The following is a 14,893-nucleotide window of genomic DNA, read 5'->3' on the forward strand; positions in this document are numbered from 1 at the left end:
TTGTCGCGGCCCTGGGGTTCGCGGGGGCGTGGATGACGAACATGGGGGAGGCCACGGCGGGCAGGCCGGCGCGGCTGACGGTCGGCCAGGGCGAGGCGCGCGACGGCGGCTTCGAGGAATGGCGCTGGGCTATCGATCCGCTGTTCCGGGTCGAGACGGCCGGCGAGGCGGCCTTCGACGGCGAGCTGAGCACCTGGCTGCTGGGGCCGATGATGCTGGGCCGCTGCCGCTCCAACGGCCACGAATTTCACCGCGACGCCGCCCAGGTCGCCCGCAGCGGCCTGGACCATCTGCTGGTCCAGCTTCTGGTCGAGGGCGAGGACTGCCTGCTGTCCGGCGCCCCGGCCGGGCGCAGCCGGCCGGGCGACCTGCGGGTGCTCGACCTTTCGCGCACGGCCCGGACCGCGACGGGGCCCTACGTCAACCTCAGCCTGGTCCTGCCGCGCGACCTCGTGGCGCCCTACCTGTCCGACCCGGACGGCGCCCACGGCCTGCATATCGACGGGGCCAGCCCGGTCGGCCGCCTGCTGGGCGACCACATCCGCACCCTGTGGAGCGTCGCCCCCAGCCTGACCCCGGCCGAGGTCGCCGGCCTGTCGACGGCCACGGCGGCCCTGGTCGGGGCTTGCCTGAAGCCCTTGGCCGATGGCCGCGAGGCGGCGATCCGGGCGGCCGACGAGGCGCGGCTCTGGCGCATCCGTGACTGGATCGACGCCAACCTGGCCTCGCCGGACCTGGACGCCCTGGCCGTCTGCCGGGCCTTCGGCCTGTCGCGGACCCGGCTCTACGACCTGTTCGCCCCGCTGGGCGGGGTGGCCGGCCATATCCGGCAGAGACGCCTGTCGCGGGCCTTCCGCAGCTTGACCGGGCCGGGCGGCGCGGCCCTGCGCATCGCTGACGTGTCCCGCGCCAACGGCTTTGTCGACGAGGACGTCTTCAGCCGCGCCTTCCGCGGCCGGTTCGGCCTGACCCCGCGCGACGCCCGCGCCCTGCGCGGCGCCTCACCGGCGGCGCTGAGCGAGGCCGAGGGCGCGGCCGGCATGCGGGACTGGTTCAGCCGCCTCTGATCGCTGGCCGCCGCTAGCCGGCGAAGCCGCCCTCGTCGAGGAAGGCCTGCTCCTCGGGCGTGGTCTCGCGGCCCAGCGCCTTGTTGCGGTGAGGAAAGCGGCCGAAGCGCTGGATGATGTCGCGGTGGATCAGGGCGAACTTCACCGTCTCCTGGTCGTCCTGTTCGTCGGCAAGGCCCTGGGTCAGGGCGACAGCGACCTCCTGGTCGGCCGGATCCTCACTGTGCTCGAAGGGCAGGTAGAAGAAGGGCCGCAACTCGGGCGCGACCTGTGTGTCGAAACCGCGAGACATGGCGTGGCGGGCGATCATCCGGGCCTTGGGGTCGGTGGCGTAGGAATGGGCGCTGCCCCTGAACAGGTTGCGGGGGAACTGATCGAGCAGGAGCAGCAGGGCCAGGCAGCCGTCGGCGCTGTCCATCCAGGCGTCATACTCGCCCCGGGCGGCGGCGAAGTGCACCGGCTCGAACTTCAGGCGGATGGCGGCATCGAAGCGGTCGTCCTTGGCGAACCACTTCTTGCGGCCGGCGGTGGTCCAGAAGGTCAGGACATCGTTGGGGTGGGCAGGCATGGCGCATTCTTAGTTCGGGCCGGGCGGACGCCGCAACGGGCTGCCGTCCCTGGTGGTTAACGTGGCTGGCTTTTCGTTCAACTGCCGTTCAGGTTGGAAGTCGCATCTGGAAAACTCGTTGGGACCCGTGCGCCCGCCATAGAACTTGGCCAGGGCTGGAGATTGGGAATGAAGAAGGTTTTGTTGGCCGGCGCCGCTCTGGCCCTTTTGATGGGAACGGTCGCCGTGGCGGCGCCCCGAGAGGGGCGCGACAACCGTGGTCCGGAAGCCCAGACCCAGGCCGAGCAGCCCAAACCGCCACGCGCTGAGCGTGGCGGCGACCGGGGTGGTCGTGGTGATCGCGCCCGACCGCCGCAACAGCCCGGCGGCCCACAGGGCGGTCCTGGCGGTCGCCAGCGCGGCGATGGCCAGTCCGGCCAGAGCGGCTTTGATCGCGGCGCCCCCAACCCCGGCAGCGGCAGGGGCGGCGTCAACGGTCGCGGCGACCGGGGCGGCAACGGCGGCGGCCAGCCGCCTCAACAGCCGGGCGGCGGTTGGGATCGCAACAATGACGGCCGTCCTGATCGCGGCGGCCCCGGCGGTCGCCCCGGCCGTGGCGGCCCCGGCAATGGCGGTGTCGTGCCGCCGCAGCAGCCGGGCGGCGGCTGGGATCGCAACAACGACGGCCGTCCGGACCGGGGTCAGCCCGGTCGTGGCGGCCAGGGCCCAGGTGGCTGGGACCGCAACAACGATGGTCGTCCGGACCGTGGCCCGGGCGGCTGGGATCGCAACAACGACGGGCGTCCCGATCGCGGCGGCCCCGGCGCTGGCCGTGGCGACCGTGATGGCCGGGGTGACGGCCGCTGGGATGGCCGCCGTCCCGGCGAAGGCCGCCAGGCCCGCCACCGCGACCGTGGCCGTCACTGGTACGACAGCCGCCAATGGCGTCACGAGTACCGCTCCTCGCGCCGCTTCCGCCTGGGCGTCTACGTCTACCCGCGCGGCTGGTACTCCAACAGCTGGCGCTACGGCGACATCCTGCCCTACGGCTGGTACGGCTCGAACTACTACCTGAACGACTGGTGGAGCTACGGCCTGCCGATGCCGCCGATCGGCTGCGAGTGGGTCCGCGTCGGTGACGACGCCTATCTGGTCGATGTCTGGTCCGGCCGCGTGCTGAGCGTCTACTACGATCTGTTCTGGTAGGGCCTTTCGCTCAACCGACGTCAAAGGCTCCGGGCATGCCCCGGGGCCTTTTTCGTGTGCCGGGCCCAAAGCCATCCTTGACGTTCGCGCAAAATTCCGCTGGATAGCCACGCTTTGCTGCACTGCCGTTGCGCGGGTGCGGCGTAAATCGCTGCCTTGGAGAATAAATCATGCGCGTCTACTACGACCGCGACGCTGATCTGGCCCGCATCCTGGACCGCAAGATCGCCGTCGTAGGCTATGGCAGCCAGGGTCGGGCCCACGCGCTTAACCTCAAGGACAGCGGCGCCAGCAACATAGCGGTCGCCCTGCGCCCGGGTTCGGCCACCGCCAAGAAGGTCGAAGCCGACGGCATCAAGGTGATGAGCGTCGCCGAGGCCGCCGCCTGGGCCGACGTGCTGATGATCCTCGCCCCCGACGAGCTGCAGCGCGGCATCTACAACGAAGAGATCGCCCCCAACATCCGCGACGGCGCGGCCCTGCTGTTCGCCCATGGCCTGAACGTCCACTTCGGCCTGATCGAGCCCAAGTCGACCATCGACGTGCTGATGGTCGCCCCCAAGGGCCCCGGCCACACCGTGCGGGGCGAATACGAGAAGGGCGGCGGCGTGCCCTGCCTGATCGCCGTGCATCACGACGCCACCGGCGGCGCGCTGGACTTAGGGTTGGCCTACGCCAGCGCCATCGGCGGCGGCCGTTCGGGCATCATCGAGACCAACTTCCGCGAGGAATGCGAGACCGACCTGTTCGGCGAGCAGGCCGTGCTGTGCGGCGGCGTGGTGGAGCTGATCCGGGCCGGTTTCGAAACCCTGGTCGAGGCCGGCTACGCGCCGGAAATGGCTTATTTCGAATGCCTGCACGAGGTGAAGCTGATCGTCGACCTGATCTATGAAGGCGGCATCGCCAACATGAACTACTCGATCAGCAACACCGCCGAGTACGGCGAGTACGTCACCGGCCCGCGCATCATCACCGCCGACACCAAGGCCGAGATGAAAAAGGTGCTTGAGGACATCCAGTCGGGCCGCTTCGTGCGCGACTTCATGGCCGAGAACGCCGTGGGTCAACCGAGTTTCAAGGCCACCCGCCGCCGCAACGCCGAACATCCCATCGAGGAAGTCGGCGCCCGGCTGCGCGGCATGATGCCGTGGATTACAAAGAATAAACTGGTCGATAAGGACCGGAACTGATCAAAACAGCCCCATCCGGTCCCGAGCGTTTCGGCCGCCGGATGGGAGCTTTTGGGACCGTGAAGCGTATTCTTGCCGCGGCCGCTGTCCTGACGGCCCTCGTCGCCGCTCCGGCGCTGGCCCAGACCGAAGTCTCCGAAGTCCTGATCCGGGGTGACAACACCGTCATCCTGCGGATCAATGTGTCTGGCGACCTGGGGCCCAGGTCCGTGGTCGTCAGCGACGACGTGGTCGGCATCAACTGCGGCCCCGACGCCTACAAGTACACGCCCCATGAAAACCGCCAGTGCTGGGTCTGGGTGCGCAAGAGCAAGACCGCGCTGCTCAGCGCCAAGGGCATGAAGGGGCAGTTCGGCAAGGACTGGTCGGTCGCCTGGACCGGCTGCGAAGTGCTGGACGGCGGCAGGGCCTGTCGTATCGTGCCCGAGAACGAGACCATCGTCGGGGCTGTGTTCACGGGCGAGCCGCTGTAGTCCGTTCGCCCTTTCGCCGGCCGACCCGGCTCCCTAGCTTGTCGGCATGCGCCGAGTCTCCTCCCTCTACCTCGCTGGGCCCGACCTCTGGTACCCGGACGCCGACGCCCATCTGGAGCGCCAGCGGCTGGTCGCCGAACGGGCCGGGTTCACGGTGCTGGAGGGGGTGACCCTGCCGGCCGAGGTGCGTGACGCCGGAGAGCTGGCGGCGCGGGCCACATACGCCGAGCGGATCTCGCGCCTGCGGCGGGCCGATGCGGGGATCGTCAACCTGACGCCGTTCCGGGGACCGGCGGCCGATGCGGCGACGACGTTCGAGATGGGCTTCCTGGCGGGGCTGGGAAAGCCGCTGTTCGGCTGGATCAACCTCGGCGACGAACTGGATGCCGAGTACCGCGAGCGGGTCGAGGCCTGGATGGGCGCGCGGCCCGACGACGCCGGCGTCTGGCGCGACGGCGAGGAGTGCGAGATCGAGGACCTGGGCCTGCCCGAGGCGACCATGCTGTGGGCGGAGATGCGGCGGCTGTTCGTGATCGTCACCGATGATCCGATGCATGACCTGACGGGGTACGAGATGTGTCTCGAGGCGGTGCGGCTGTACGCCGAGTAGGTAGCTGGGGAGGTAATTGGGGACACGCACTATTTTCGGCAACGGTCGGGGCCGCCGGCTGCTCGGTGACCGAAAATAGTGCGTGTCCCCAATTACCTACCACCCCACCCGAGCGCCGCCGCGCCGCGCAGGATGGCCTCAACCTCGTCGGTGTGTTTCCCCCCGTCGCGCGGATGCAGCACCAGGGCCGGCAGCAGAACCAGCGGCGCCTTGCCGGTCTTGATGGCCCGCACCATCACCCGCTTGGCCGGCGCGTCGGCGAAGGGTTGGATCCCCCGGATGCGGAAGGAGCCGGCTTTGGGGGCCAGCAGCGCCAGGATGTCGGCCAGGCGGTCGGCGCGGTGGATGATCGTGATCGTGCCGCCCTCGCGCACGGCCTTGAGCAGGAATGCGGTCCAGGCGGTCAGGCCGCCGTCGGCCATCCAGGCCCCGGACTTGGCCGGATCGGGCGCGCGCAGGGCAGCCGGATCGTCGAAGAAGGGCGGGTTGCTGAAGACGTGGTCGAAGGGCTGCAGGCCCAGCGCCTTGAACCCTGCCTCGACCTCGCCGGTGATAATCTCGACCCAGTCCGCCATGCCGTTGGCCGCCGCGTTGGCCCGCGCCAGCCCGGCCATCGCCGCGTCGCGCTCCAGCCCGACGAACCGCGTCTCCGGCCGTCGCGCCGCCGCGCTGAGCATCGCCCCGCCGACGCCGCAGCCGGCCTCCAGCACCCGCTCCCGCGGCCGCGCGTCGCAGGCCGCCGCCAACAGGGCGGCGTCCATCCCGGCCCGGTATCCGCGGGCCGGCTGGTCGATCTCGATCCGTCCGCCCAGCAACCGATCCCGGGTAAGGTCCATTCCGCTCGCTATGCCTTGTGCCGACCGTTGTCCTGACCTATCCCGAGCCTGTGGCGCCCGCAACGGCGGGACCCAAAGTCGCAAGGAGCCGCTCGCTTGGTCGCAGTGAACGCCGACGTCGAACGCCAGACTGCGTCCGTCGACCTGCTCGTCGACCTGGGCGCGGCCGACATGGCCGGCGTCAACGCCCTGATCTCGGCCCGGATGCAAAGCCCGGTGGCGGTGATTCCCGCCCTGGCCGACCATCTGATCAACGCCGGCGGCAAGCGGTTGCGGCCGCTGCTGACCGTCGCCGCCGCGCGGCTGGCCGGCTCGACCAGCGATGGATGCCTGAAGCTGGCCGCCGCCGTCGAGTTCATCCACACCGCCACCCTGCTGCACGACGACGTCATCGACAGCTCGCAACTGCGCCGGGGCAAGGTGGCCGCCCACCTGATCTGGGGCGCGCCGTCCAGCGTGCTGGTCGGAGACTACCTGTTCGCCCGCGCCTTCGAACTGATGGTCGAGGCCGGGTCCTTGCGCGCGCTCGACATCCTGGCCAAGGCGGCCGGGGTAATCAGCGAGGGTGAGGTTCTGCAGCTGACGCGGGCGCACGACCTCAACCTCTCCAAGGACATCTACCTCGAGATCATCCGCGCCAAGACCGCCGAGCTGTTCGCCGCCGCCGCCGAGGCCGGCGCGGTCAGCGCCGGGGCGAGCGAGGAACAGACCCGCGCCATGCGCACCTACGGCATGAACCTGGGCCTCGCCTTCCAGCTGTCGGACGATGCGCTCGACTACGGCGGCACGACCGAGGCGCTGGGCAAGAATGCGGGCGACGACTTCCGGGAAGGCAAGGCGACCCTGCCGCTGCTGCTGGCCATCGCCGCCACGGGCGCCCAGGAGGCGGCCTTCTGGGAGCGGACCATCGGCCGCCGCGAGCAGGACGACGCCGACTTCACCCGCGCCCGCGAGTTGATCAAGATGACCGGCGCCGGCCAGGCAACGCTCGATCTGGCCCACGATTTCGCTGCCGAAGCCAAGGACGCGCTCGCCTGCATGCCGGCCAGCGACTGGCGCCGGGCCCTGGAAGACCTGGCCGACTTCGCGGTCACCCGGAGCGCGTAGGGGGATGGCCGCCGCGCAGGTCCTGGCCGGCGAATCCTCCATCGCGTTGCTGGTCGACGCCATCGAACAGCTGAGCGGCGCGCGCTCCATCGAGCAGGTCGCCGAGGTGGTCCGCACCAGCGCGCGGCGGATGTCGGGCGCCCATGGCGTGACCTTCGTGCTGCGCGACGGCGGCTTCTGTCACTACCTCGACGAGGACGCGATGGGGCCCCTGTGGAAGGGGATGCGGTTCCCGATGGAGGACTGCATCGGCGGCTGGGCGATGCGAAATCGTGAAACCGTCGTGATCGGCGAGATCCGGGATGACCCCCGCGTTCCGCAGGACGCCTATCGCCAGACCTTCGTCCGCAGCCTTGTGATGACCCCGGTGCGGCCCGCAGACCCGCTGGCCGCCATCGGCGCCTACTGGGACCATCCCCGTCGGCCGACCGACGCGGAGGTCGAAAGCCTGTCGATGATGGCCCGGGCCACGGCGACGGCGCTGGAGAATGTGCAGCTGCTTTCGACTCTGGAACAGTCCCTGGCCCGGCGCGAGGCGCTGATCCGCGAGCTGGACCATCGGGTCAAGAACACCCTGGCCGCCACCCTGTCGATCGCCAACCAGACCCTGAGCGGGGCCGCCTCGCCGGAGGCCTTCGTCGAGGGCTTCAACGGCCGGCTGATGGCCCTGTCACAGGCCCATGAGATCCTCGCCCATCGGGACTGGTCCGGCGCGACGCTCAGCGAATGCCTGGACCGCGCCCTCGGCTCGGCGCCCGAACTGGCCGAGGGCCGCCTGCGCCTGACCGCCGACGGCGGCGTGGTCGCCAACGAGACGGCGGTCAGCCTGGTCCTGGCGCTGCACGAACTGCTGGACAATGCCCGTCGCCATGGGGCGCTGGGTGGTCCGGCCGGCACGGTCGATGTGACCCTGGCGTTCGACGACGACGCCTTCCGGCTGACCTGGGCTGAGTCCGGGGGCCCGTCGGCCTCGGCTCCCAAGCGCAAGGGGTTTGGCCTGCGCCTGGCCGAGACGGGCCTGGCCCGCGATCTCGGCGGCAAGGCCGAGGTGCGCTTCGGCAGCGAAGGGTTGGTCTATGATTTGAGCGCCCCGATCTCGGCGCGGATCGCCCCCGTTGCAAAGGGAGTTGCAGGCGCGTGAGCGAGACGATCCTCGTGATCAAGCTCTCGGCGCTCGGCGATTTCATCCAGGCCACCGGGCCGATGAAGGCCATCCGGGCGGCCCACCCGGACGCCAGGATCACCCTGCTGACCACGCCGCCGTTCGAAACCATGGCCAGGTCCACCGGCTGGTTCGACGAGATCTGGACCGATGGTCGGCCCAGTTGGAGCAATCTCGGCGCGGTCGCGCGGCTGATCGGCCGCATCCGCAGGACCCGGTTCTCTCGCGTCTACGACCTGCAGACCCAGGGGCGCACGGTCCGCTATTTCCAGCTGCTCTGGCCCCGGCGTCCGCCCTGGTCCGGCAACGCCCCTGGGGCCGCTTTCGAATACAGCGGCGCGGCCCGAGACCGGCTACACGTCCAGGATAGCCAGCGTGAGCAGCTGCGCATCGCCGGCATCGAACCGGTCGGACCGCCCGACATCGGCTGGCTGACCGGCAAGGCCGATCACCGACCGCCCGAACCGTTCGCCCTGCTGGTCCCCGGCGGCGCGCCGCACCGGCCGGCCAAGCGCTGGCCGGCCGCGCAGTACGGGGCGTTGGCGAAGGCGCTGGTCGGGCAGGGGATCACGCCGGTCGTCCTGGGGCACGGCGAGCAGGAGGCGGCGTTGGCGGCCACTATCCAGGGCGTCGAACCCTCGGCTCAGGTGCTGGTGGGAAAGACCAGCTTCGGCGACATCGCCGACCTGGCCCGCCGCGCGACCCTGGTCGTCGGCAACGACACCGGCCCGGCCCACATCGCCATCGCCGCCGGCGCGCCCGGGGTGGTGTTGTTCTCTGCCGAGAGCAACCCGGCCCTGAGCGCGCCCCGGCCGATCCGGCAGGATCAGCCGGTCGAAATCCTGCGCACGGACGATCTGGCCGATCTCGACCTGTCCGCTGTGCTGCAGGCGGTGGGCCGGATCAGACCCTGACTTCGCCCTCGTGCTCGCCATCCCAGTAGTGGATGCGCTCGGCGTGGACCTTGATCATCGCCAGGCCGGGGGTGTCGATGCCGTCCTTGGCCCAGCGGTCCATGTCCTTGGTCCAGTGCTCGGCGAAGGCGGCCTTGTCGCGAATGATCTCGGCCTCGCCGACGACGGCGAAGAAGGTCGGCGGCTTGCCGAGCAGGCCCTTGTTGGTCTGCAGGGAGATGCCGACCTTGGGGTCGCGTTCGATGTCCTGGAAGGTGCGGGACTCTTCGAACAGGAAGTACCAGCTGTCGCCGTCGTACTCGACGTCGCGATTGTTGCTCATCGGCCGGGCGGCGATCTGGCCGCCGTCGGTCTTGGTCTGCAGCATCACGAAGTCGATGTCCTTCATCTCCTTGGCAATGTCGGTGAGTGTCTTGTCGCCCATGTTGGGTCTCCGGTTGGGGGGGGGGGCGGAGACAAAGCGCGGCCCGGCGTAGGGCGTTCCCGATGGCGGAGGATCAAAAGCAGACGTTGCTACCAGCGCCGCCAGTCAGCTCCGATCAGACCGCGTTCGGCGATACGCCGGTTGTAGTCTTCGATAGCTTCGGCGTTCTCCCTCGCCCACTCTGCGGCGCGAGCCTCGGCATCGGCGATCGTTTCTGAGGATACCGGAGGACGGCCGAAAGGGCGAGGCTTTGGAGCAGGCGTCTCTTCCATGGCCAGACGTTACCACGGGCCGCTTTCGGCGCGAAGCTGGTCGCCGACCCACTGATCCGCCAGTGCATCGAGGTCGGGCGGCGGCGTGTAGAGCCTAGAAACCTTGGGGCAGCGCCTCGACAACCCTTGCGATCTGGATCACATCAAGCACTCCAGCCGTTCGGGGAACCCTGCCATGATCCGCCTGATCCTCAACATCCTGTGGTTCATTTTCGGGGGCTGGCTGTCGGGCCTGCTGTGGCTGCTGGGCGGCGCCATTCTGGCCATCACCATCGTCGGCCTACCCTACACCGCCGCCGCCTGGCGCATCGCCGGCTTTTCCTTCTGGCCGTTCGGCAAGGAGGTGGTCAGCCGCGAGAGCCTGGGGATGAGCGACGTCGGCACCGGCGGCGTGGGCCTGCTGCTCAACATCATCTGGTTCATCTTCGCCGGCTGGTACATCGCCCTCAGTCACCTGTTGATCGCGGTGGCCGAGTTCGTCAGCATCATCGGCATCCCGTTCGCGCTGAAGGACCTGCAGCTGGCGATGCTGGCCCTGGCGCCGGTGGGCAAGACGGTGGTCGAGAAGCCCTAGGGCCGCTCGACCTGGTCGCCCTCAGTTCGGACCGATCATCAGCTCCGGCCGCATGTACTCGTCGAACTCCGCGTCGGTCAGGTAGCCGCCGCCGACGGCTTCCTCGCGCAGCGTGGTGCCGTTCTTGTGGGCCGTCTTGGCGATCTTGGCGCAGATGTCGTAGCCGAGCTTGCCGTTCAGCGCGGTGACCAGCATCAAGCTGCGGTCGAGGCCGGCCTTGATGTTGTCTTCGCGGGGCTCGATGCCGACCACGCAGTTGTCGGTGAAGCTGATCGCCGCGTCGGCGACCAGGCGGACCGACTGCAGGAAGTTGTAGGCCATCACCGGGTTGAAGACGTTGAGCTCGAAGTGGCCCGAGGCCCCTGCGAAGGTCATGGTCGCCTGGTTGCCGAACACCTGGGCGCAGACCATGGTCATGGCCTCGCATTGGGTCGGGTTGACCTTGCCGGGCATGATCGAGCTGCCGGGTTCGTTCTCGGGCAGGTTCAGTTCGCCCAGGCCCGCACGCGGACCGCTGCCCAGGAAGCGGATGTCGTTGGCGATCTTGAACAGGCTGGCGGCGACGGTGTTGATGGCGCCGTGGCTGAAGACCATGGCGTCGTGGGCGGCCAGGGCCTCGAACTTGTTGGGGGCGGTGGTGAAGGCCAGGCCCGTGATGTCGGCGATCCGCTCGGCGACCTTCTCGGCAAAGCCGATGGGGGCGTTGAGGCCGGTGCCTACGGCGGTGCCGCCCTGGGCCAGCTGCATCAGCATCGGCAGGGTCTGCTCGATCCGGTAGATGCCGTTGGCGACCTGCTGGGCGTAGCCGCCGAACTCCTGGCCGAGGGTCAGGGGGGTGGCGTCCTGGGTGTGGGTGCGGCCGATCTTGATGATGTGGGCCCAGGCTTTGGACTTGGCGTCCAGGGCGGCGTGCAGGTGCTTGAGGGCCGGGATCAGGTCGTGGACCACCTGTTCGGCGGCGGCGATGTGCATGGCCGTCGGGTAGGTGTCGTTGGACGACTGGCTCATGTTGACGTGGTCGTTGGGGTGGACGGGCTTCTTGCTGCCCATCTCGCCGCCCAGCATCTCGATGGCGCGGTTGGAGATCACCTCGTTGGCGTTCATGTTCGACTGGGTGCCCGAGCCGGTCTGCCAGACGACCAGCGGGAAGTGGTCGTTAAGCTTGCCCTCGATGACCTCGTTGGCGGCGGCCACGATGACCTTCTCGATGTCGGCCGGCAGGCGGCCCAGCGAGGCGTTGGCCTCGGCGGCGGCGCGCTTGACGATGCCCAGGGCCCGAACGACCGGCAGGGGCTGCTTTTCCCAGCCGATCTTGAAGTTGCCGATCGACCGTTGCGACTGGGCCCCCCAGTAGCGGGAGGCATCGACTTCGATAGGGCCGAAGGTGTCGGTTTCGGTGCGGGTGGTCATCGGGCGGGTCCCTGAAACAAGCGTTGGCAGGGGTTTAGCGCCGAGGGTGCAGACTGCAAGGGCCGGCGCGGTCTAGAAGGGCGAATGAGCGACGACTGGACCCACCACGGCAAGGTGCGCGCCCGCGAACAGGGCGGGGTGCTGGAGATCGTCGTCGATGGGCTGACCACTCAGGCCCGCTACTACAAGCCGCTCATCTACGAGTTCTTCCGCAAGAGCTGGCGCGGCTCGCGGCCGGCCTGGGGCGAGTTTTCGGTCGAGATCATGATGGACTATACCGGCGATCCGCCGTGGATGGACCTCGACAACCTGGCCAAGGCCCTGCTCGACGCCATCAAGGGCTATGCCTTCCACGATGACGCCCAGGTCTGGAAGCTGGTGGTCGAGCGGCGGCAGGGTGAGCGCGAACGCATTACCATCCGGGTCGAGAAGCGCGGCTAGACCTTACGCCGGGGCTGTTCCATCGAGAGGATGGCCACCGCCGCATAGGCGACCAGCAGGAAGGCGCCGTAACGGCCCTGGCTGGCCTGCGGGAACAGGCTCTGCAGATTGAGCAGGGCGACCAGGCCGCCGACCAGCCCGGGTGCGAAGAACACCAGGGCCGGGAGGGCGCGGCGACCCTTCGGCGTGCGGCGCAGGCGGCTGGTGATGCAGAAGGCCACCCCCATGGCCGCGGTCGCCAGGGCGGCGTTGGCGGCATAGATGAGGAAGCTGCTCTCCAGGATGCCGCCGCCGAAGGCGCCATAGAAGGCCGTCACGGCGAGCCAGGCAGTCGCCCCAGCGATTCCGTAGGCTAAAGCGTCTTCTTTTGACACGACACAACCCCACTGACCCTGATGACAAGGGTTGTCCTGCCAGAGGCGTGCCGACAAGGGGGGGCGGCCGAAATGGTTGTTGAAAACTTAACCTGCGCCAATCCGCCTCAGGCCGCCGCCTAGTTGGCCCAGGGGAAGATCGCCCCCCAGCCGGCCAGCACGACCGAGAACAGCAGGAAGACCCCCGCCGTCCAGGTGAAGCGCAGCTTGCGGCCCTGGGTGAAGCTGTCGACCCGCCGGCCGCCTCGCCAGACAAACGGGGTGAGGATCACCACCACGACGCTGAGGATGGCCGCCACCAGGCCGCAGCTGGAGGCGATGATCAGCAGGGGGCCCGGCCAGTCATAGAAGATGGCCGCGACGTCGCCGACCTTGCCGAACCACAGGCCGAAGCTGACCAGCATGATCAGCCACAGCACCGCCTGGATGGTCTGGATCAGGCTGGCGCGGGCCTGCACCGTGGTCTGGCGCAGGTTCAGCCGCAGGCGCAGCAGCGCCCCGACCACGGTGACGATGCTGGCCAGCCCTGCGAGCAACGCCGTCCAGATCAGCCAGCCGTCATCGCCAAAGAGGTTCAGCCGTTTGGAATAGCGGCTGGCGGCGGAGTCGTAGAAGCCGGTCGCCCGGCCGTCTTGAAGGGTGAAGGCGATAACCCTCGCGTCGGTGGTCGACTGGAACCGCCCCGCCGTGTCGAGCGGCGTCCAGATCGAGGCGCCGTCGAAGCCGCTCAGCACCAGTTGGCCCTGGCCGTCGACCTGGACCGTCTGACGGCCGTTGAACAGGCCGACCAGCTTTTCCAGGCCGTGGAAGGCGCGGCGTGAGCTGAGGTACTGGCCGGCGAAGTCGCCGCGATTGTCCTTCAGCCACTGCGACAGGCGTGGCGCGGCCGGCGGCGGCCCGTAGAAGCGCTCGACGACCTTGCCGGCCAGGGCGCCGCTGAGATTGGCGCCGGTCTCGGTGTTGGTCGAGATGAAGACCCCGAGGCCCAGCTCCGGGATCACCGTCATGTTGGACATGAAGGTCAGGGTCGCGCCGTCGTGGCCGTAGCCGAGGCGATTGCCCGGCAGCCGGTACTCGATGAAGCCGTGGGCGAAGCCGCCGGCGCCCGGCGCGGCGCGGTCGGAAACGGCGCGGAAGCCGGCCGAGGTCTGGGGATTGAAGATGGTCTGGCCATCCAGTGTCCCGCCGTTCAGCAGCATTGTCATGTAGCGGGCCATGTCGCCAGCCGTCGAAGACGCGGCGCCGGCCGGGGCCGCCTGGCTGACGAACTCGTAGGGGCGGGGCGTGAAACGGGTTCCGTTCCAGAAGAAGCCGTCGGACACGTCGCCGGCCAGATTGGCCGGCATCGGGGCTGGCAGCTCGGCGCGGCCCGGATAACGGTCGCGGAAGGTGGTGCGGCTCATGCCCAGCGGCCCGGTGATCTCCTGCTCGATCATCTGCTCGAAGGGCTTGTTGACCTGGCGGGCCGCGGCCAGACCGGCCAAAGCCACCCCATAGTTGGAATAGGCCGGGATGGTCCCCGCCTCCCATTCCCGGCGCGGTCGCTCCTGCTTCAGCCAGGTCAGGATGGGGCGCACGCGCGCCGGGTCCTTCTCGAACAGCTGACCCAGGGCGCGGTCCTCGAAGCCCGGACGGTGGTTCATCAGGTCGATGACCCGGATCTCCTTGGCGAAGCCCTGGTCGGGCACGCGCACGGATTCGGGCAGGTAAAGATTGATCGGCGCGTCCAGCCGCATGCGGCCGGCCTCGACCTGACGCATCACCGAGATCCAGGTGAAGGTCTTGGAGATCGACGCCAGGCGGAACAGGCTGCGATCAGGATCGACGCGGCGCGGATGCTCGCCCAGCCGATCGAAGCCGTAGCCCTTCTTCAGCACCACCTGGCCGTTCTGGACGATGGAGACGGTGACGCCGGCGATATGGTCGCGGCTCATGCTGGTACTCACCACGCCGTCGACGAAGGCCTCGAGCTGGGCCGGATCGATCGGCGCGACGGGGGCGACGACATTGGCCACCGGCGCGGCCGGCTGCGTGGCGGCCGCTGCAACGGCGCGCGGCCGGGTGGGTGGGCGGGCGGGGCGCGCGGCGGCCTTGGGCTGGGCTGTCGGCGCGGGCGTGTAGGGAATCGGGGCCGCGGGCGTTGCGGCGGCCGGAGCCTGAGCGGCCCCCGCGACCGGCGCGGCGCCGACGACCAGAGACAGGACAGCCGCGAGACCGCCCTTCAGAACCGATTTGACAGACACAGTGCTCTCCCTCTCCGGCCAGGTGGGAGACGGCCGGGGATTT

General features: G+C 69.3%; 16 protein-coding genes. 10 read left to right on the forward strand and 6 right to left on the reverse strand.

All coding sequences use genetic code 11. The annotated features are described in order from the left end of the window. Window positions 1–32 precede the first annotated feature (32 nt). A complete protein-coding gene (locus O5I81_RS06470) occupies window positions 33–1,067 on the forward strand; it encodes a helix-turn-helix domain-containing protein (RefSeq protein ID WP_271068132.1) in 1,035 nt (344 codons plus the stop codon). 13 nt (window positions 1,068–1,080) lie between these two features. Here O5I81_RS06470 and O5I81_RS06475 read toward each other — a convergent pair whose 3' ends face one another. Next, entirely contained in the window at window positions 1,081–1,635 is a 555-nt protein-coding gene (locus O5I81_RS06475) for a DUF924 family protein (protein ID WP_271068133.1), read from the reverse strand. 168 nt (window positions 1,636–1,803) lie between these two features. On the opposite strand from O5I81_RS06475, the gene O5I81_RS06480 reads away from it, so the two are divergent. The 4 genes from O5I81_RS06480 (at window position 1,804) to O5I81_RS06495 (ending at window position 5,093) form a co-directional block, all read left to right on the forward strand. Continuing rightward, entirely contained in the window at window positions 1,804–2,820 is a 1,017-nt protein-coding gene (locus tag O5I81_RS06480; protein WP_271068134.1) for an RcnB family protein, read from the forward strand. A 170-nt stretch (window positions 2,821–2,990) separates the two neighbouring features. Then, window positions 2,991–4,010: a ketol-acid reductoisomerase gene (ilvC, locus tag O5I81_RS06485; RefSeq protein WP_271068135.1), complete on the forward strand. Its 1,020-nt coding sequence runs from the start codon at window positions 2,991–2,993 to the stop codon at window positions 4,008–4,010. Between the two features lie 59 nt (window positions 4,011–4,069). Then, window positions 4,070–4,483, forward strand: coding sequence for a hypothetical protein (locus O5I81_RS06490; protein WP_271068136.1), 414 nt, complete (start codon window positions 4,070–4,072; stop codon window positions 4,481–4,483). Window positions 4,484–4,529: 46 nt separating this feature from the next. Further along, window positions 4,530–5,093, forward strand: a complete 564-nt coding sequence (locus O5I81_RS06495; protein WP_271068137.1) for a nucleoside 2-deoxyribosyltransferase — start codon at window positions 4,530–4,532, stop codon at window positions 5,091–5,093. A gap of 92 nt (window positions 5,094–5,185) precedes the next feature. Here O5I81_RS06495 and O5I81_RS06500 read toward each other — a convergent pair whose 3' ends face one another. Beyond that, window positions 5,186–5,929: a methyltransferase gene (locus tag O5I81_RS06500; protein WP_271068138.1), complete on the reverse strand. Its 744-nt coding sequence runs from the start codon at window positions 5,927–5,929 to the stop codon at window positions 5,186–5,188. A 96-nt stretch (window positions 5,930–6,025) separates the two neighbouring features. Here O5I81_RS06500 and O5I81_RS06505 point away from each other — a divergent pair, with 96 nt between their 5' ends. Genes O5I81_RS06505 through O5I81_RS06515 form a run of 3 tightly spaced genes read left to right on the forward strand, consistent with a single transcriptional unit; the run spans window position 6,026 to window position 9,112 of the window. Beyond that, window positions 6,026–7,036: a polyprenyl synthetase family protein gene (locus tag O5I81_RS06505; protein ID WP_271068139.1), complete on the forward strand. Its 1,011-nt coding sequence runs from the start codon at window positions 6,026–6,028 to the stop codon at window positions 7,034–7,036. 4 nt (window positions 7,037–7,040) lie between these two features. After that, window positions 7,041–8,177, forward strand: coding sequence for an HWE histidine kinase domain-containing protein (locus O5I81_RS06510; RefSeq protein ID WP_271068140.1), 1,137 nt, complete (start codon window positions 7,041–7,043; stop codon window positions 8,175–8,177). Then, the gene (locus O5I81_RS06515; protein WP_271068141.1) at window positions 8,174–9,112 is read left to right on the forward strand and encodes a glycosyltransferase family 9 protein; all 939 of its coding nucleotides are present in this window, start codon (window positions 8,174–8,176) and stop codon (window positions 9,110–9,112) included. Before O5I81_RS06510 ends, O5I81_RS06515 begins: the two co-directional genes overlap by 4 nt. On the opposite strand, the gene O5I81_RS06520 is transcribed toward O5I81_RS06515, so the two are convergent. Then, window positions 9,102–9,536 carry a pyridoxamine 5'-phosphate oxidase family protein gene (locus tag O5I81_RS06520; RefSeq protein ID WP_271068142.1) on the reverse strand — a complete coding sequence of 145 codons (435 nt, stop codon included), beginning with the start codon at window positions 9,534–9,536 and terminating at the stop codon, window positions 9,102–9,104. The genes O5I81_RS06515 and O5I81_RS06520 overlap by 11 nt on opposite strands. Before the next feature lie 447 nt (window positions 9,537–9,983). Between O5I81_RS06520 and O5I81_RS06525 the strand changes: the two genes are divergently transcribed. Next, entirely contained in the window at window positions 9,984–10,382 is a 399-nt protein-coding gene (locus O5I81_RS06525) for a YccF domain-containing protein (protein WP_271068143.1), read from the forward strand. A 21-nt stretch (window positions 10,383–10,403) separates the two neighbouring features. Here the strand turns inward: O5I81_RS06525 and fumC are convergent, their stop codons facing one another. After that, on the reverse strand, window positions 10,404–11,792 hold the full coding sequence (gene fumC / locus O5I81_RS06530) for a class II fumarate hydratase (protein WP_271068144.1): 1,389 nt from the start codon (window positions 11,790–11,792) through the stop codon (window positions 10,404–10,406). An 84-nt stretch (window positions 11,793–11,876) separates the two neighbouring features. Between fumC and O5I81_RS06535 the strand changes: the two genes are divergently transcribed. Next, a complete protein-coding gene (locus O5I81_RS06535; RefSeq protein ID WP_271068145.1) occupies window positions 11,877–12,233 on the forward strand; it encodes a RusA family crossover junction endodeoxyribonuclease in 357 nt (118 codons plus the stop codon). Here O5I81_RS06535 and O5I81_RS06540 read toward each other — a convergent pair. Then, window positions 12,230–12,607: a hypothetical protein gene (locus tag O5I81_RS06540; protein WP_271068146.1), complete on the reverse strand. Its 378-nt coding sequence runs from the start codon at window positions 12,605–12,607 to the stop codon at window positions 12,230–12,232. The two genes, O5I81_RS06535 and O5I81_RS06540, sit on opposite strands and share 4 nt — an antisense overlap. Before the next feature lie 119 nt (window positions 12,608–12,726). Further along, window positions 12,727–14,850, reverse strand: a complete 2,124-nt coding sequence (locus tag O5I81_RS06545; protein ID WP_271068147.1) for a serine hydrolase domain-containing protein — start codon at window positions 14,848–14,850, stop codon at window positions 12,727–12,729. Window positions 14,851–14,893 lie beyond the last annotated feature (43 nt).

Origin of the sequence: Caulobacter sp. NIBR1757, from assembly GCF_027912495.1 — a bacterium.
Classification (GTDB): Bacteria; Pseudomonadota; Alphaproteobacteria; order Caulobacterales; family Caulobacteraceae; genus Caulobacter.